Source organism: Paraburkholderia sp. J76 (genome assembly GCF_905220295.1).
Lineage (GTDB): Bacteria > Pseudomonadota > Gammaproteobacteria > Burkholderiales > Burkholderiaceae > Paraburkholderia.
Window position 1 is genome coordinate 52,325 of sequence record NZ_CAJMZJ010000003.1, and the last position, 15,559, is coordinate 67,883.

Below are 15,559 nucleotides of genomic sequence, written 5' to 3' on the forward strand. Positions count from 1 at the left end.
AACTCATACGCCAATACCGGGATTGACATGGATACGCATCTGATGATCGGCATCGCCGTGATGATGGGCCTGATCGGCATCGCGGCCTCGCGCGATCTGCTGCGCATGCGCCGCGCGCAACTGCAGCCCGTGACGCTGCGCGTGCGCCACGACGACTAACGCATACAGCGGGCGCATCTGCTTCGCCGGGCGTTGCCAGATTCTCGCTAGATTTCCACCACCTTGTCCCATGCAAAAGCCGGATTCTCCGGTTTCCCCGTACGGCGGTCGCGATAGCCGCGCGGGTTGCACACCACGCGCGTGCCGTTGACCGTGTAGTCGAAGCACGTATGCGTGTGGCCGTGTATCCATAGCGCGACGGGCGCGCGCACCAGCGCGTCGAGATCGTTCACGAATCCCGCCGACACCAGATCTTCCGCATAGCGCGGCGCGAGGCTTTGCCTGTGCGGCGCGTGATGCGTGACCACGATCGTCTCGCCCGCGAAGGGCCTGGCCAGTTCCGTTTCGAGCCACGCCCGCGAGCGCGCGTGAAGCGCGAGCGAGTCCGCCGGCGTGAAGTCGCGCGCATTCGCTTGCGGGCTATCCGGCCACGACACCTGGATCAATCCGCGAAAGTCGAGCATCACGCGCATGGCAGCCGCGATGGCGGCTTCACGCGTGGCAGCGTCGGCGCCGAAGAGCGCGAAGTCCGCCCACAGCGTGGTGCCGAGCACGCGAAAGCGGCCCGCCGGATCGACATACACGCCGTCGTTGAGGAAATGCACGTTGTCGAGCGTGGCGGCGGCGTCGCGCATCGCGGTTTCCAGCGCACCGAGTTCGCCGTCGTAGTATTCGTGATTGCCGGGCACGTACACCACCGGCACCTGCGGATCGAACGTTTGCGCCGCCCAACGCAGCCCGAGCCCGTGATTGTGGATGTCGCCCGCGAGCACGACGAGATCGGCCTGCGCATGCGGGATCGTGTCGGGCTCGTCGTATTCCAGATGCAAGTCGGACAGCACGCGGATCTTCAACACAATGTCGGCTCCTGGCGTTTTGAGCGCCGCTTCTAGTGCAGCACTTTCCCCGGATTCATGAGGTTCTGCGGATCAAGCGCGCTCTTGATCGCGCGCATGAGCGCGAGTTCGACCTCGCTCTTGTAGTGCATGTTCTCATCGATCTTCAACTGCCCGAGGCCGTGTTCCGCGCTGATCGTGCCGCGATGGCGATCCACGCTGTCGTAGACGATGCGGTTCAGCGTCTTTTCGTTTTCGGCGAGGAACTGTTGGGGATCGCCGCCCGCGGGCGCCTGCACGTTGTAGTGCAGATTGCCGTCGCCGAGATGGCCGAAGGTGACCATGCGCGCGCCGGGCACCGTGCGCGCGATCTCGGCGTCGGTTTCCTCGATGAAATGGCCAATGCGCGAAATCGGCACGCCGATATCGTGCTTGATGTTCAACCCTTCCTGCGCCTGCGCGAGCGGAATGTGCTCGCGAATGTTCCAGAACGCCTGCGACTGCGCGAGGCTTTCGGCGACTACGGCGTCTTCCACGAGACCCTGCTCGAGCGCGTCTTCCATGAGCCGCTCGAAGAGGGCGCGCGCGTGTTCCTCGCTTTCGTTGTCGGACAGTTCGAGCAGCACGACCTGCGCGTGATGCTCCGCGAACGGATAGCGCAGTTGCGGGAAATGGCGCCCGACCAGCTCCATGCAGAAGTCCGACATCAGCTCGAAGCCGGTGAGCAACGGCCCGGCGTAGCGCTGCGCGAGCGCCAGAAAGTCGAGGGCGGCATGCGCCGAGCCGAGCGCCGCGAGCGCGGTGACGCGCGCGGCCGGCAGCGGATGCAACTTCATGACGGCCGCGGTGATGATGCCGAGCGTGCCTTCCGCGCCGATGAAGAGATCGCGCAGATCGTAGCCGGTGTTGTCCTTGCGCAGCCCGCGCAGGCCGTCCCAGATCTGGCCTTGCGGCGTGACGACTTCGAGGCCGAGACACAACTCGCGCGTGTTGCCGTAGCGCAGCACGCCGGTGCCGCCCGCATTGGTCGAGAGATTGCCGCCGATCGTGCAACTGCCTTCGGCGGCAAGCGACAGCGGGAACAGGCGGCCCGCATCCCTCGCGCGCGCCTGGACTTCGGCGAGGATCACGCCGGCTTCCACGGTGATCGTGTTGTTGTGCGCGTCGATCTCGCGCACGCGATTCAGGCGCCGCAGGCTCAGTACGGCCTGGTTGCCGCTCGAGTCGGGCGTCGCGCCGCCCGCGAGGCCGGTGTTGCCGCCTTGCGGCACGAGCGCGACGCGATGCTCGTGCGCGAGCTTCACGAGCGCGGCGACTTCCTGCGTATTGGCCGGGCAGAGCACGGCGAAGGCCGCGCCCTGATAGCGGCGGCGCCAGTCGGCGAGGTAGGGCGCGGTGTCGTGCGCGTCGGTCAGCACGTATTGCGCGCCGATGGCGGCGGCGCAGGCGGCGAGGAAGGCTTGACAGGCGGTCGGGGTGGAGTCGGTCATGATGTCTCGGAGATTCGCGGCTCGCGCCGGGCTGGCGGGCGCGCCGCGATTGTCGTTCAGGCGCGAGGCTCAAATGCCTAGTGTGACACGGCGATAGCCTTCACGCAGCGCTCGCGGGCAACGCGCCTGCTCAGGGCGACTCGTGCCTGGCAAGCTTTTCGGCCTGCTTGTGAGCCTGCTTGTGAGCCCGCTTATACGGTGCGACATACGCAAGCGCACACGCGAAAAAGCCGAAAGCCAGCGCGACTTCCACCCAGCCCAGCAGGTTGCCGGGCGCGGGATCGGTCATGCCGCGCACGATGCCTTCCGCGAAGTAGAGCAGCACGAGCATCGCCGCCCACTGCAGCGTGTAAAGCCGGCGTCGCAGCACGCCGGGCAGCGCGAGGGCGAGCGGCACGGCCTTGAGCACGAGCGCGCTGCCGCCGGGACGCAGCGGCGCGAGCCGCCATTCCCACGCAACGCACAGCAGCGTGAGCGCGGCGAGCATCGCAAAGGCGCCGAGCGCGGCGCCGCGACGCGGGGCGATGGGCTCGGTCACGCTTGCGTTCATGGCCGCTGGCCGTATTCGGTGTTGGCGAGCGCGAGCGCCGCGCGCGCGAGCCGCACGCCTAGCGCGCTCGCGAGCGTCTTTTCTTCGGCGCTCAAGCCGTGGCCGCGCGCGTCCGGGCGCGCGTGATGCGAGGCGCCGTAGGGCGTGCCGCCGCCCTGCGTGGTCGTGAGCGCGCTTTCCGTGTAGGGGATGCCCACGAGCAGCATGCCGTGGTGAAGCAGCGGCAGCATCATCGAAAGCAGCGTGCTTTCCTGGCCGCCGTGCAGGCTGCCCGTCGACGTGAACACGCAAGCGGGCTTGCCCGCGAGCGCGCCCGAAAGCCACTGCGGCGTCGTGCCGTCGAGGAAGTACTTGAGCGGCGCGGCCATGTTGCCGAAGCGCGTGGGCGAACCGAGCGCGAGACCCGCGCATTCTTCGAGATCGCGCAGTTCGACGTAGGGCGGCCCGTCGGCGGGGATATCGGGCGCGGTGGCCTCGCAGACAGTAGAGACGGGCGGCACCGTGCGCACGCGCGCTTCGGCGCCGGGAACGCTGTCGACACCCTGAGCGATCGCGCGCGCGAGTTCGCGGGTTGCGCCATGTCGACTGTAATAAAGCACAAGAATCGGTTTCATCTGGCCTCGTCGGTGGACGGGATATTATAGGGGCTGGGTTTGCCGCCCATGCGGCTCCTGGCGGGCGCGGCAAGCGAAGTGTTCACGGTGGCGAGGAAGGCGGGCGAATGGATGTGCTGTCGAGGGTGAGGATCGATCTGGGTATCGTGAAGCGGCTTGCGCGTTTCGCGGCGCGGCGCAGCCGTGAAGATCGCATTCCGCAGGTCGCGGGCAGCCTGACTTTCACCACGCTGCTCTCGCTCGTGCCGCTCGCCACGGTCGCGTTCGCGCTCTTCACCGCATTCCCGATCTTCGCTTCGTTCCAGAGTTCGCTGCAGACGTTTCTCGCCGACCACCTCATGCCGGCGCAGATCAACAGCCAGATCTTCAAGTATCTGAACCAGTTCGCCTCGAAGGCCAAGGGGCTCACGACGATGGGCATGATCGTGCTCTTCGTCACCTCGGTCATGACCATGATGACCGTGGAATCGGCCTTCAACCTGATCTGGCGCGTGCGCAAGGCGCGGCCCTTCGCGCAGCGCGTGCTCGTCTACTGGGCCATCCTCACGCTCGGGCCGATCCTGATCGGCGTGAGCCTGTCGATCTCCTCGTACGTGTTCACGCGTTCCGCCGTGATCGCGACCGAGCAGCACGTGTCGGGCATCCTCGACTGGATGCTCATCGGCGCTTCGCTGCCGCTCACGGCGCTCGCGTTCACGATGCTCTACGTGTACCTGCCGAACTGCCGCGTGCAGTGGCGCGATGCGCTGGTGGGCGGCATCGCCGCGGCCATCGCGTTCGAGGCGGCCAAGCGCGGCTTCGGCTATTACGTGCGCCGCATTCCGACCTATACCGCGGTTTATGGCGCGTTCGCGGCGGCGCCCATGTTCCTGCTGTGGATGTACCTGAGCTGGTTCATCACGCTCGTGGGCGCGATGATCACGTCGGCGCTGCCCGAAATCCGCACGGGGCGCTTCGACCGGCCACGTTTTCCGGGCAGCGACCTGCTCGACGCGCTCGAATTGCTCGCAGGTCTCGCCGATGCACGCGACGCCGGCGAGCCCGGGCGCACGACCGAGCAGCTCGCACAGCTTTTGCGGCGCGACCTGGCTACGGTCGCACGGCTGATCAACGGTCTGGAAAAGGACGAACTCGTGGGGCGTCTCGAGCAGGACGAACGCGCGAAAACGCTGTTCCTGCTGATCGGCAATCCCGCGCGCATTTCGGTCGCGGGCATTTTCAACCGCTTCGCGATCGATCGCGAGGAACTGGCGTATCAGCTCAAGTCGAGCACTATCGACGCGCACCTGCTGCTGGGCGCGCTCGACAACGACAAGCTCGCCATTTCGCTCGCGTCGCTGCTTGCCGCGCGGCGTGTGCCGGCGCTGACGGAAGAGCACCCGCCGGGACTTCCGCATCCGGCGGCGTGACGATGCGGCGCGCCCGTGCGCGGCGCGCCGTGCGGCGCATTCGAATCAGAGCGAAATCTTGCCGCGGCAGATATCCGCGAACATGACCCAGTCGCCCATCAGGCTATAGATGGGGTGGCGGAAGGTGGCCGGGCGGTTCTTCTCGAACCTGAAATGTCCGACCCAGGCGAAGCCGTAACCGCACACGACGGCGAGCGGCAGCCAGAGCCAGTTGCCGGTGGCGATCGCCATGCAGACGAAGCCGATCACGCCGAGCGAGCCGATGAAATGCAGCCGCCGATTCGTGAGATTGCTGTGCTCGCTCAGGTAGAACGGATAGAACTGCGCAAAGCTCGAAAAATGCTCGGTATGCGTGGTGGGTTGCATCGTCTCCTCCTTGCCGCGTGAGCACGCGGGGGATGGTTCATGCCGCCATTTTCCGGCGTTCCGAACGACCGTGCAACCAGGGCTCGCGTTAGCTGTTGCCCGCGCGCGGCGCTTGCTGCGTTGCAAAAGCATAGAGCGCGTCGAGCGTCGCGTCGGGCTGCTCGGTCATCAGCGCGTGGCCCGCGTCGAGCGTGATCGTATCCACGGGCGTGCCCGCTTGCGCGATTGCCGTGGCGAGGGCGCGCGCAGCGCGCGGGGGCGTCATCGCGTCGCGTTTGCCGACGATCAGGCGCACCGGGCAGCGCACCTTCGCGGCGCTGGTCAGTCCATCCGCGTAGGCGTTGCACGCCGCGAAATCGGTATGGAAAAGCTGCGGCTCGCCGCGCGCGGAGGCTCGCTCCATGAGGCGCCCGTTCATGCCGCGCAGCCAGAAGCCGGGCCCGGGGCTCGACGGCTTGGCGGCGAGCGTCGAGTGCGACCACGCATTCACGAGCGCGATGGCCTCCGGCTCGCGCTCGCGCGCGGCTTCGAGCAAGGTCGGCGCCACGGTCATCGGGAACGCGGTGGCGAGCAGGGCGATGCGCTGAGCGCGCTCGGGATGGCGCGCAGCGAATTCGAGCGCGACGAGCGAGCCCATGCTGTGGCCGGCGACGAGAGCCTGCGGTGCATTGAGCGCGTCGAGCAGCGCGGCCAGCCAGTCGGCGAGCGCGCCGATGCTCGTGAGCGCCGGGCCCGCGCTGCGCAGGTGGCCGGGCAGATCGACGGCCAGCGCATTGAAGCCGTGGTTCGCGAAATAGCGCGATTGGAGCGCCCAGACGCTGTGGTCGTGCTGCGCGCCGTGGACGAACACCGCGAACGGCAGCGCGCGGTCGATCGCGCGCGAGGCCGTGTAGACATAAACCGGCTTGCCGGCGACATCGACGATCATGACGCCTCCTTGCCGGCGCCCTTGGCCTTGGACGCATCCGTTTTCTGCGACGCCTTCAGCGCGCGCTTGAGGTCGTCGACGAGATCGGCGGAATCTTCGAGTCCGATCGAAAGCCGGATCGTCCCTTCCGCAATGCCGGCGGCGGCAAGCGCGGCGGCGTCCATGCGGAAATGCGTGGTCGAGGCCGGGTGGATCACGAGCGAGCGCGCGTCGCCGACGTTGGCCAGATGCGAGAACAGCGTGAGCGACTCGATGAAGCGCTTGCCCGCCGCGCGTCCGCCGCGCAGGTTGAAGCTGAACACGGCGCCCGCGCCGCGCGGCAGCAGGCGTTTGGCGAGCGCGTAATCGGGATGGCTCGGCAGTTCGGGCCACGCGACCGATTCGACCGCCTCATGCGCGGCGAGAAATTCGACGATGCGCCGCGCGTTCGCCACATGCCGCTCCATGCGCAGCGGCAGCGTTTCGATGCCTTGCAGCAACTGCCACGCGGCCTGCGGATGCAGGCACGCGCCGAAGTCGCGCAAGCCCTCGCGGCGCGCGCGCAACAGGAAGGGCGCCACCGTGCTCTCCTCGCTGAACACCATGTCGTGAAAGCCCGCATAGGGCTCGGTGAGTTCGGGAAAGCGGCCCGACGCGTCGAAGTCGAACGTGCCGCCATCGACCAGCACGCCGCCGATCGTCGTGCCATGGCCGCCGAGGAACTTCGTGGCCGAGTGATAGACGAGATCCGCGCCGTGCTCGAAGGGCCGCAGCAGGTAAGGCGTGGTGAACGTCGAATCGACGAGGAGCGGCACGCCGTGGCCATGCGCGATGTGCGCGAGCGCCTCGATGTCGAGCACGTCGAGGCCCGGATTGCCGAGCGTCTCGCCGAACAGCAGGCGCGTGTTGGGCCGCAGCGCGGCGCGCCAGGCGTCGAGATCGCCGGGCTTGACGAAGGTCGTCTCGATGCCGAAGCGCCTGAGCGTGTAGTGCAGCAGATTGTGCGAGCCGCCATAGAGCGCCGCCGAGGCGACGATGTGCGATCCCGCGCCCATCAGCGTGGCGATCGCGAGATGCAGCGCCGCCTGGCCGCTCGCGGTGCCGATCGCGCCCGCGCCGCCTTCGAGCGCGGCCACGCGTTCCTCGAACACCGCGACGGTCGGATTCGAGATGCGCGAATACACGTGGCCCGCGCGCTCCATGTTGAAGAGCGCGGCGGCGTGGTCAGTATCGCGAAACGAGAACGAAGTGGTGAGATAGATCGGCGTCGCGCGGGCGCCGGTGGCGGGATCGGGCGCCGCGCCGGCGTGCAGCGCGAGTGTGTCGAAGCGGGTATCCGGAGTCAATGCAGGCGTCGAGGACATCGTGGCGGCGCGGCCGGCGCGAACCGGCCTGGTGTCGAAGGTGAAGGGCATCGTAACACCGGCGGCGGGGCGCGGGGGCGCGCCGCCGGGCGTTTCTGGGCATGACGAAGGCCCTCGGGAGCGGCGGGAACCGCGCCGGAAAACGCCTCGCAACGGCTTTCGGCAGACGTTTCGGGGCCCCGCGGACCGCCCGCCGCGCGGCTTTCCTTTTAACAGTCTTTCCGCTAGGATCGAATCAGGTAGCCATCTTTTCAGCATTTCCCCCATTACTAGCGGCATTCCTGGAGACACATCATGCGTGTCAGCGACATCCTCAAGGTAAAGGGCAATACGCTCTATACCGTTACGCCCGATACTGCGCTGCACGAGGCAGTCAATACCATGGCCGAGCACGATATCGGGTCGCTCGTCGTCATGGAGTACGGCGATCTGGTCGGCATGCTCACGTTCCGCGAGATCATCCTCACGCTGCGCGCCAACGGCGGCAGCGTCGGCACCACGACGATCCGCAAGGTCATGGACGATCATCCCATCACCTGCACGCCGGAAACCGAGGTCGACGAAGTGCGCCGCATGATGCTCGAACATCACGTGCGCTACCTGCCGGTCATGGAAAGCCGCTCGCTCATGGGCGTGATCTCGTTCTACGACGTGGCGAAGGCCGTGGTGGAAGCGCAGGGCTTCGAAAACAAGCTGCTGAAGGCCTATATTCGCGACTGGCCCGAAGAGGAGCGTCAGCCGGCGCGTTGAGCGTGGGCCGTTTCCCTGCGGTGGTCAGCATGAAAAAGCGCGCGTCCGGCGCGCTTTTTCGCGTCTGGGCGCCATGAATTCCGTCAGTGCGATTCCTGATCGATGAACGATAGACCGATGCCCGCAGCGCAGCGCGACGAGCGCAAAGCGCACCACGACCACGCTTCGCAATTCACGCTGCTGCGCCAGCGTCGTTTCGCCCCGTTTTTCTGGACGCAGTTTCTCGGGGCGATGAACGACAACGTCTTCAAGATCGGCTTCACCTCGCTCGTTACGTATCAGGCTGCGCGGTTTTCGGGCGTCGATCCGAAGACGGTTGCCTTCCTCATCTCGGCTATTTTCATCCTGCCGTTCGTGCTGTTTTCCGCGACTTCGGGTCAGGTCGCCGACAAGTACGACAAGGCGACGCTCACGCGCTGGGTCAAGACCTTCGAGATCGCGGTCATGCTGATCGGCGCGGCCGGCTTCTGGATGCACAGCGCGCCGCTGCTCTACGCGTGCACCTTCCTCATGGGCGTGCATTCCACCGTGTTCGGGCCGGTCAAGTACGCGTATCTCCCGCAACGGCTCGCGCCCGACGAACTGGTGGGCGGCAACGGGCTCGTCGAGATGGGCACGTTCGTCGCGATCCTGCTCGGCACGATCGTCGGGGGCGTGGCGGCGGGTATCGGCGCGATGGATGCGACGTCCGCGACCGTGGTTGAAGGACCGCCTGCCGGCGCCTGGTGGCTCGGCGGCATGTGCATCGGCATCGCGCTGGCGGGGCGTGTGGCTTCGGCCTTCGTGCCGCCGTGCGAGCCATCGCAGCCGGATCTGCGCATCAACTGGAATCCGTTCACCGAAACCTGGCGCAACCTGGGTCTCGCGCGCGGCAATCGCACCGTGTTCCTGAGTCTGCTCGGCATCTCGTGGCTCTGGTTCGTCGGCGCGACGTTTCTCGCCTCGTTCTTCAATTTCGCCAGGGACGTGATGTCGGCCGACCCCGACGTCGTGACCTTGCTGCTCGCGATGTTCTCGCTCGGCATCGGCTTGGGGTCGCTGCTGTGCGAGCGGCTTTCGCGGCGGCGCATCGAAGTGGGCCTCGTGCCGCTCGGCTCCATCGGCATGAGCGTGTTCGGCATCGATCTGTTCTTCGCGAGCCATGCGCTGCCCGCCGCGCCCCATCTGCTTTCGGTGGGCGAATTCCTGCGCACCGCCGCGCACTGGCGCGTGCTCGCGGACCTGTTTCTGCTCGCCATGTTCGGCGGCTTCTACAGCGTGCCGCTCTACGCGTTGATCCAGAGCCGCAGCGCGCCGAGCCACCGCGCGCGCATCATCGCCGCGAACAACATTCTCAATTCGCTCTTCATGATCGTCTCGGCACTCATGGCGATGGCGCTCACGTCCGCGGGCGTCGGCATTCCCGGCATTTTTCTCACCACGGCGCTCCTCAATATCGTCGTGGCGGCCTATATCTACACGCTCGTGCCCGAGTTCCTGCTGCGATTCATGGCGTGGGTGCTCGTCCATACCGTCTACCGCGTGCGGCTCGTGCATGCCGAACGCATACCGCGCGAGGGCGCGGCGGTGCTCGTCTGCAACCACGTGAGCTATGTCGATGCCATCGTCATCATGGCCGAGAGCCCGCGGCCGATCCGCTTCGTGATGGATCGGCAGATCTTCCGCTCGCCGTTCCTCGGCTGGGTGTTCCGTCATGCCAAGGCCATTCCGATTGCGCCCGCGCACGAAGACCCGTCTGCGCTCGCCGCCGCTTACGACGCATGCGCGGCCGCGCTGGCCGAAGGAGACCTCGTCTGCATCTTTCCCGAGGGCAAGCTCACGCGCACGGGCGACATGAACCCGTTCCGGCACGGCGTGACCGAGATCTTGGGGCGCACGCCGGTTGCTGTCGTGCCGATGGCGTTGCGCGGCCTCTGGGGCAGCGCGTTTTCGCGCTTTCCGGCGTCCGGGCAGGAGCGGCCCCTGCGGCGCGGCCTGACGAGCCGTTTGACGCTCGCGGTGGGCGAGCCGATCGCGGCCGCCGACGCCACGCTGGAGCGTTTGCAGGAAACGGTGGCGGAACTGCGCGGCGCGCGGCGCTAATGCGGGCTCGCCCGACCGCCCGGTCGGGCGTCGCTGCGCGTGGGCTGGCATAATATTGGATTACCCGATTCACTTTGGACGACCGCCATGTCCGGCAACACGCTCGGTACGCTTTTCACCGTTACCACCTTCGGCGAATCCCACGGTCCGGCCATCGGCTGCGTCATCGACGGCTGCCCGCCCGGCCTCGCGCTGACCGAAGCCGACATCCAGATCGACCTCGACCGCCGCCGTCCCGGCACGTCGCGTCACGTGACGCAGCGCCAGGAGGAGGACAAGGTCGAGATTCTCTCGGGCGTTTTCGAAGGGCGCACGACGGGCACGCCCATCGCGCTTCTGATCCGCAATACCGACCAGCGCAGCAAGGACTACGGCAACATCGTCGAGACCTTCCGCCCCGGTCACGCCGACTATACCTACTGGCAGAAATACGGCATTCGCGACTATCGCGGCGGCGGCCGTTCCTCGGCGCGCCTCACGGCGCCCACGGTCGCGGCGGGCGCCGTTGCGAAGAAGTGGCTGCGCGAGCGCTTCGGCGTGGAAGTGCGCGGCTACATGCGCGCGCTCGGCGAGATCGACGTGCCGTTCGTGAGCTGGGAGCACGTGCACGAGAATCCGTTCTTCGTGCCCAACGCCGACGTCGTGCCGCAACTCGAGGACTACATGGACGCGTTGCGCAAGGACGGCGACTCGATTGGCGCGCGCGTGAACGTGGTGGCGAGCGGCGTGCCGGTGGGGTGGGGCGAGCCGCTCTTCGACCGGCTCGACGCCGATATCGCGCATGCCATGATGGGCATCAACGCGGTGAAGGGCGTGGAGATCGGCGCGGGCTTCGCGAGCGTCGCGCAGCGCGGTTCGGTGCACGGCGATGAACTCACGCCCAACGGTTTCCACGGCAACCACGCTGGCGGCGTGCTCGGCGGCATAACGACCGGGCAGGACATCACCGTTTCTATCGCCATCAAGCCGACCTCCAGCATCCGCACGCCGCGCCGCTCGATCGACAAGGCGGGCGAGCCCGCGACGGTCGAGACCTTCGGCCGCCACGACCCATGCGTGGGCATTCGCGCGACGCCGATCGCCGAGGCCATGCTCGCCCTCGTGCTGATCGATCATGCCCTGCGCCACCGCGCGCAGAATGCCGACGTCGTCGTGACGACGCCGAAGATCGCGGCCAGCGACGAGTGACGCCGACCGGTACGGCGTGAGCCGAACTCGTTGCGCGGGCAACAAAAAACCGCTTCGGGCTCGCACCTGAAGCGTTTTTTTTTGCGTCCTGCCGAACTTACATGTTCGGATAATTCGGACCGCCGCCGCCTTCGGGCGTGACCCACACGATGTTCTGCGTCGGGTCCTTGATGTCGCAGGTCTTGCAGTGCACGCAGTTCTGCGCGTTGATCTGCAGGCGGTCGCTGCCGTCGTCGTTCTTCATGAACTCGTACACCGCAGCGGGGCAGAAGCGCGCTTCGGGGCCCGCGTAGGTGCGCAGGTTCACGTTCACGGGCACGCTCGCGTCCTTCAGCGTGAGGTGCGCCGGCTGATTCTCCTCGTGGTTCGTGTTCGAGATGAACACCGAAGAAAGCCGGTCGAACGTGAGCTTGCCGTCCGGTTTCGGATACTCGATCGGCTTGCACTGCGAAGCGGGCTTGAGCATCTCGTGGTCGCGATGCTGGTGATGCAGCGTCCACGGCACGTTGCCGCCCAGCAGCTTCTGCTCGATGCCCACCATCAGCGTGCCCAGATACAGGCCCTTGCTCATCCACTGCTTGAAGTTGCGCGCCTTGTACAGCTCCGTGTAAAGCCACGACCGCCTGAACGCTTCGGGGTACGCAGCAAGTTCGTCGCCCGTGCGCCCGGCCTGCACGGCTTCGAACGCCGCATCGGCCGCGAGCATGCCGGTCTTGATCGCCGCGTGGCTGCCCTTGATGCGCGAGGCGTTCAGAAAGCCCGCATCGTCGCCCACGAGCGCGCCGCCCGGGAACACGAGTTTGGGCAGCGACATCAGGCCGCCCGCCGTGATCGCACGCGCGCCGTACGACACGCGCTTGCCGCCTTCGAGGTACTTGCGGATTTCCGGATGCGTCTTGTAGCGCTGGAATTCCTCGAACGGCGAGAGATACGGGTTCTGGTACGCAAGGCCGACGACAAAACCCACCATCACCTGGTTGTTGTCGATGTGGTACAGGAACGAGCCGCCGTAGGTGTCCGATTCGAGCGGCCAGCCGGCCGTGTGGATCACGAGGCCCGGCTGGTGCTTCGCCGGATCGATCTCCCACAGTTCCTTGATGCCGATGCCGTAGACCTGCGGGTCCGCGTCCTTGCCGAGCTTGAACTTCTCGTTCAGTTGACGGCCCAGATGCCCGCGGCAGCCCTCGCAGAACAGCGTGTACTTCGCGTGCAGCTCCATGCCGAGCTGGAAGTTTTCGGTGGGCTCGCCGTCCTTGCCCACGCCCATGTTGCCGGTGGCGACGCCCTTCACGGAACCATCGTCGTTGTAGAGCACTTCGGCAGCCGGGAAGCCGGGGAAGATTTCGACGCCCAGCGCCTCGGCCTGCTGGCCCAGCCAGCGGGTGACATTGGCGAGGCTGATGACGTAGTTGCCGTGGTTCTTGAAGTTGTCGGGCAGTGCCCAGTTCGGCACGGATTTAGCCCCCGTTTCGGAAAGAAAAAGGAACTTGTCCTCGGTCACGGGCACGTTCAGCGGTGCGCCTTGCTCTTTCCAGTCCGGCATCAGCTCGTTCAGGGCACGCGGATCCATGACCGCGCCCGAGAGGATATGCGCCCCGATTTCCGAGCCTTTCTCCAGCACGCAGACGCCGATTTCAGCGCCCTTTTCCGCGGCCAGCTGCTTCAGGCGGATCGCGGCGGACAGCCCGGCGGGGCCGCCGCCGACGATCACCACGTCGTATTCCATCGACTCGCGTGGGCCGTATTGCTCCAAAAGACTTGCGGGGGTCATCAATGCTCCTCTTGCCATTAGAATGCTTTTTTCGGGTTCGTATTGTCGGGTAACGTTCCCCGTGCCGCAACCCAACAGGGTAACATTAGCACGACCGTTCTATTCTAAGGCGCCGGATTTGGCGTGGCCATCAAGGCCGCGTTCTGGCGCTTATTCACCTTTGAACAGGAACCGGAAATGGGCCGTTCGATCAATCTGGAAGGCAAGGTCGCGATGATTACGGGGGCCTCCAGCGGGCTCGGCAAGCGTTTCGCCCAGGTGCTCTCGCAGGCGGGCGCGAAAGTCGTGCTTGCGAGCCGCCGCGTGGAGCGCCTGAAGGAGCTGCGCGCCGAAATCGAGGCGAACGGGGGCGCGGCGCACGTCGTGTCGCTCGATGTGACTGACTATCAGAGCATCCGCTCCGCGGTCGCGCACGCGGAAACCGAGGCGGGGACCATTGACATCCTGGTCAACAACTCGGGCGTTTCCACCACCCAAAAGCTCGCCGACGTAACGCCAGCCGACTTCGAGTACGTATTCGACACCAACACGCGCGGCGCTTTCTTCGTGGCCCAGGAAGTCGCCCGGCGCATGATCATGCGCGGCAACGGCGGCGGCGCGAAGCCCGCGTACCGCATCATCAATATCGCTTCGGTGGCGGGCCTGCGCGTGCTGCCGCAAATCGGCCTGTACGCGATCAGCAAGGCGGCGGTCGTTCATATGACGAAGGCGATGGCGCTCGAATGGGGCCGCCACGGCATCAACGTGAACGCGATCTGCCCAGGCTATATCGACACGGAGATCAACCATCACCACTGGTCGACGGAGCAGGGGCAAAAGCTCGTTTCGATGCTGCCGCGCCACCGCGTTGGCAAGCCGGAGGACCTGGACGGCCTGCTGCTGCTGCTGGCCGCCGACGAGTCGTCGTTCATTAACGGCTCGATCATCACCGCTGACGACGGCTTCGGGCTCACCTGAGCGCAGGCGAGTCCGGCCGCCGGCCGGCATTCCGTTTTTTAGCAACAACGAGAAGTCGAAGTGCAATGAGTGACTACCACCCCGTATTTGAAATGACCATGCCGATCCGTTGGGGCGACATGGACGCGTTCGGCCATGTGAACAACACGGTCTATTTCCGCTACATGGAGCAGGTGCGGATTTCCTGGTTCGAGCATCTGGGCGTGGCCGCGGAGAGCGGCGACGGCCAGGGGCCGGTGATCGTCAATGCTTCGATGGAATTCCTCAAGCAACTGCATTACCCCGGCGACATCGTTTGCACGATGACGGTCGGTCAGCCAGGCCGCAGCAGCTTCGACACCGGTTTCGAACTGCGCCGCGCCGACGAGCCGGACGCTCTCTACGCACGCGGAAATGCGCGCTGCGTGTGGATCGACTACGCGGCGGGCAAATCGGTGCCGATTCCCGACATGCTGCGCGCGACCATCGAGCATGCGGGCCTCGTCAAGTCCGACCGGGTAGGTTGAGCGCCGGGCGACCCGGGCCGCCCGGCAAAGCGCGCCCTTACTGGCCGAGAAGCCGTTGCAGCAGTTCGGTGGCGTTGCCCGTGTCGTACTTGCGCATGAGGCGCGCACGATAGACGTCCACGGTGCGCGGGCTGATATCGAGAATTCGCCCGATCTGCTTGCTGGTCTTGCCGGTAACGAGCTGCGCGGCGATCTCGCGCTCGCGCGGCGTGAGTTCGATAGCGACGCGGCGCGTCGCGCTCAGGTCTTCAAACGTCCAGACGCCCGCCGCGTGTGGCTCGGTGCGATCGAGCGAGCGCCCCGTGACATGACACCAGAATAGTTCGCCGTTGGCGCGCTTCATGATGCGGTCGTCGGCGTAGCTGCCTTGCGCTGTCATGATCGGCGGAATGCGCGCGCCAATGCGCTCGAACTCGTCCGCCGAAGGGTAGAGCACCTGAAACGACTGGCCGATCAGCGTCTCGCGCGCGCAGCCGAAGATGGCGGCGACCTGCTCGTTGCAATCGACGATGGTGCGCTCGCGCGCAAGCACGAGGCCGATGGGCGCGAGATGGAACGCGGTCTGGTAGTCGAGAGCGGAGCGTTCGACGGTTTGGGTGGAAGCGGCCAT

General features: G+C 66.2%; 16 protein-coding genes. 7 read left to right on the forward strand and 9 right to left on the reverse strand.

What is annotated here, in order from left to right; all coding sequences use genetic code 11:
* Positions 1 to 27: 27 nt before the first annotated feature.
* Complete coding sequence (locus U5768_RS06825) at positions 28 to 159, forward strand: hypothetical protein (RefSeq protein ID WP_322029645.1); 132 nt, start codon at positions 28 to 30, stop codon at positions 157 to 159.
* A 47-nt stretch (positions 160 to 206) separates the two neighbouring features.
* On the opposite strand, the gene U5768_RS06830 is transcribed toward U5768_RS06825, so the two are convergent.
* The 4 genes from U5768_RS06830 to wrbA all read right to left on the reverse strand — a co-directional run bounded on the left by U5768_RS06830 (position 207) and on the right by wrbA (position 3,649).
* Complete coding sequence (locus U5768_RS06830; protein WP_322030048.1) at positions 207 to 1,013, reverse strand: metallophosphoesterase; 807 nt, start codon at positions 1,011 to 1,013, stop codon at positions 207 to 209.
* Between the two features lie 35 nt (positions 1,014 to 1,048).
* Positions 1,049 to 2,485, reverse strand: coding sequence for an FAD-binding oxidoreductase (locus U5768_RS06835; RefSeq protein ID WP_322029646.1), 1,437 nt, complete (start codon positions 2,483 to 2,485; stop codon positions 1,049 to 1,051).
* Positions 2,486 to 2,615: 130 nt separating this feature from the next.
* Complete coding sequence (locus U5768_RS06840; protein WP_322030049.1) at positions 2,616 to 2,972, reverse strand: DUF2069 domain-containing protein; 357 nt, start codon at positions 2,970 to 2,972, stop codon at positions 2,616 to 2,618.
* Positions 2,973 to 3,031: 59 nt separating this feature from the next.
* Complete coding sequence (gene wrbA, locus U5768_RS06845; protein WP_322029647.1) at positions 3,032 to 3,649, reverse strand: NAD(P)H:quinone oxidoreductase; 618 nt, start codon at positions 3,647 to 3,649, stop codon at positions 3,032 to 3,034.
* Positions 3,650 to 3,756: 107 nt separating this feature from the next.
* On the opposite strand from wrbA, the gene U5768_RS06850 reads away from it, so the two are divergent.
* Positions 3,757 to 5,058: a YihY family inner membrane protein gene (locus U5768_RS06850; protein ID WP_322029648.1), complete on the forward strand. Its 1,302-nt coding sequence runs from the start codon at positions 3,757 to 3,759 to the stop codon at positions 5,056 to 5,058.
* Between the two features lie 45 nt (positions 5,059 to 5,103).
* Here U5768_RS06850 and U5768_RS06855 read toward each other — a convergent pair whose 3' ends face one another.
* From U5768_RS06855 to U5768_RS06865, 3 genes are all read right to left on the reverse strand, one after another.
* Positions 5,104 to 5,424 (reverse strand): DUF962 domain-containing protein, encoded by a 321-nt coding sequence (locus U5768_RS06855; protein ID WP_322029649.1) that lies wholly within the window; start codon positions 5,422 to 5,424, stop codon positions 5,104 to 5,106.
* An 88-nt stretch (positions 5,425 to 5,512) separates the two neighbouring features.
* Positions 5,513 to 6,352 carry an alpha/beta hydrolase gene (locus U5768_RS06860; RefSeq protein ID WP_322029650.1) on the reverse strand — a complete coding sequence of 280 codons (840 nt, stop codon included), beginning with the start codon at positions 6,350 to 6,352 and terminating at the stop codon, positions 5,513 to 5,515.
* Positions 6,349 to 7,695, reverse strand: a complete 1,347-nt coding sequence (locus U5768_RS06865) for an O-acetylhomoserine aminocarboxypropyltransferase (RefSeq protein ID WP_322030050.1) — start codon at positions 7,693 to 7,695, stop codon at positions 6,349 to 6,351. The genes U5768_RS06860 and U5768_RS06865 overlap by 4 nt, the downstream gene beginning before the upstream one ends.
* 294 nt (positions 7,696 to 7,989) lie before the next feature.
* Between U5768_RS06865 and U5768_RS06870 the strand changes: the two genes are divergently transcribed.
* The 3 genes from U5768_RS06870 (at position 7,990) to aroC (ending at position 11,715) form a co-directional block, all read left to right on the forward strand.
* Positions 7,990 to 8,445 (forward strand): CBS domain-containing protein, encoded by a 456-nt coding sequence (locus U5768_RS06870; RefSeq protein WP_158757482.1) that lies wholly within the window; start codon positions 7,990 to 7,992, stop codon positions 8,443 to 8,445.
* A 102-nt stretch (positions 8,446 to 8,547) separates the two neighbouring features.
* A complete protein-coding gene (locus U5768_RS06875; RefSeq protein ID WP_322029651.1) occupies positions 8,548 to 10,527 on the forward strand; it encodes an MFS transporter in 1,980 nt (659 codons plus the stop codon).
* A gap of 87 nt (positions 10,528 to 10,614) precedes the next feature.
* The gene (aroC, locus tag U5768_RS06880) at positions 10,615 to 11,715 is read left to right on the forward strand and encodes a chorismate synthase (RefSeq protein WP_322029652.1); all 1,101 of its coding nucleotides are present in this window, start codon (positions 10,615 to 10,617) and stop codon (positions 11,713 to 11,715) included.
* Positions 11,716 to 11,812: 97 nt separating this feature from the next.
* Here the strand turns inward: aroC and U5768_RS06885 are convergent, their stop codons facing one another.
* The gene (locus tag U5768_RS06885; protein ID WP_322029653.1) at positions 11,813 to 13,486 is read right to left on the reverse strand and encodes an electron transfer flavoprotein-ubiquinone oxidoreductase; all 1,674 of its coding nucleotides are present in this window, start codon (positions 13,484 to 13,486) and stop codon (positions 11,813 to 11,815) included.
* A gap of 177 nt (positions 13,487 to 13,663) precedes the next feature.
* Between U5768_RS06885 and U5768_RS06890 the strand changes: the two genes are divergently transcribed.
* On the forward strand, positions 13,664 to 14,443 hold the full coding sequence (locus U5768_RS06890) for an SDR family oxidoreductase (protein WP_322029654.1): 780 nt from the start codon (positions 13,664 to 13,666) through the stop codon (positions 14,441 to 14,443).
* A gap of 65 nt (positions 14,444 to 14,508) precedes the next feature.
* Entirely contained in the window at positions 14,509 to 14,949 is a 441-nt protein-coding gene (locus tag U5768_RS06895; protein WP_322029655.1) for a thioesterase family protein, read from the forward strand.
* A gap of 37 nt (positions 14,950 to 14,986) precedes the next feature.
* Here the strand turns inward: U5768_RS06895 and U5768_RS06900 are convergent, their stop codons facing one another.
* Positions 14,987 to 15,559, reverse strand: a complete 573-nt coding sequence (locus tag U5768_RS06900; protein ID WP_322029656.1) for a LuxR C-terminal-related transcriptional regulator — start codon at positions 15,557 to 15,559, stop codon at positions 14,987 to 14,989.

Excerpts from the sequence above, each read along its gene's own strand:
- U5768_RS06825 (WP_322029645.1), top strand. The coding sequence starts at position 28 with ATGGATACGCATCTGATGATCGGCATCGCCGTGATGATGGGCCTGATC.
- U5768_RS06835 (WP_322029646.1), bottom strand. The coding sequence starts at position 2,485 with ATGACCGACTCCACCCCGACCGCCTGTCAAGCCTTCCTCGCCGCCTGC.
- U5768_RS06840 (WP_322030049.1), bottom strand. The coding sequence starts at position 2,972 with ATGCTCGCCGCGCTCACGCTGCTGTGCGTTGCGTGGGAATGGCGGCTC.
- wrbA (WP_322029647.1), bottom strand. The coding sequence starts at position 3,649 with ATGAAACCGATTCTTGTGCTTTATTACAGTCGACATGGCGCAACCCGC.
- U5768_RS06850 (WP_322029648.1), top strand. The coding sequence starts at position 3,757 with ATGGATGTGCTGTCGAGGGTGAGGATCGATCTGGGTATCGTGAAGCGG.
- U5768_RS06855 (WP_322029649.1), bottom strand. The coding sequence starts at position 5,424 with ATGCAACCCACCACGCATACCGAGCATTTTTCGAGCTTTGCGCAGTTC.
- U5768_RS06860 (WP_322029650.1), bottom strand. The coding sequence starts at position 6,352 with ATGATCGTCGATGTCGCCGGCAAGCCGGTTTATGTCTACACGGCCTCG.
- U5768_RS06865 (WP_322030050.1), bottom strand. The coding sequence starts at position 7,695 with ATGTCCTCGACGCCTGCATTGACTCCGGATACCCGCTTCGACACACTC.
- U5768_RS06870 (WP_158757482.1), top strand. The coding sequence starts at position 7,990 with ATGCGTGTCAGCGACATCCTCAAGGTAAAGGGCAATACGCTCTATACC.
- U5768_RS06875 (WP_322029651.1), top strand. The coding sequence starts at position 8,548 with ATGAACGATAGACCGATGCCCGCAGCGCAGCGCGACGAGCGCAAAGCG.
- aroC (WP_322029652.1), top strand. The coding sequence starts at position 10,615 with ATGTCCGGCAACACGCTCGGTACGCTTTTCACCGTTACCACCTTCGGC.
- U5768_RS06885 (WP_322029653.1), bottom strand. The coding sequence starts at position 13,486 with ATGACCCCCGCAAGTCTTTTGGAGCAATACGGCCCACGCGAGTCGATG.
- U5768_RS06890 (WP_322029654.1), top strand. The coding sequence starts at position 13,664 with ATGGGCCGTTCGATCAATCTGGAAGGCAAGGTCGCGATGATTACGGGG.
- U5768_RS06895 (WP_322029655.1), top strand. The coding sequence starts at position 14,509 with ATGAGTGACTACCACCCCGTATTTGAAATGACCATGCCGATCCGTTGG.
- U5768_RS06900 (WP_322029656.1), bottom strand. The coding sequence starts at position 15,559 with ATGGCCGCTTCCACCCAAACCGTCGAACGCTCCGCTCTCGACTACCAG.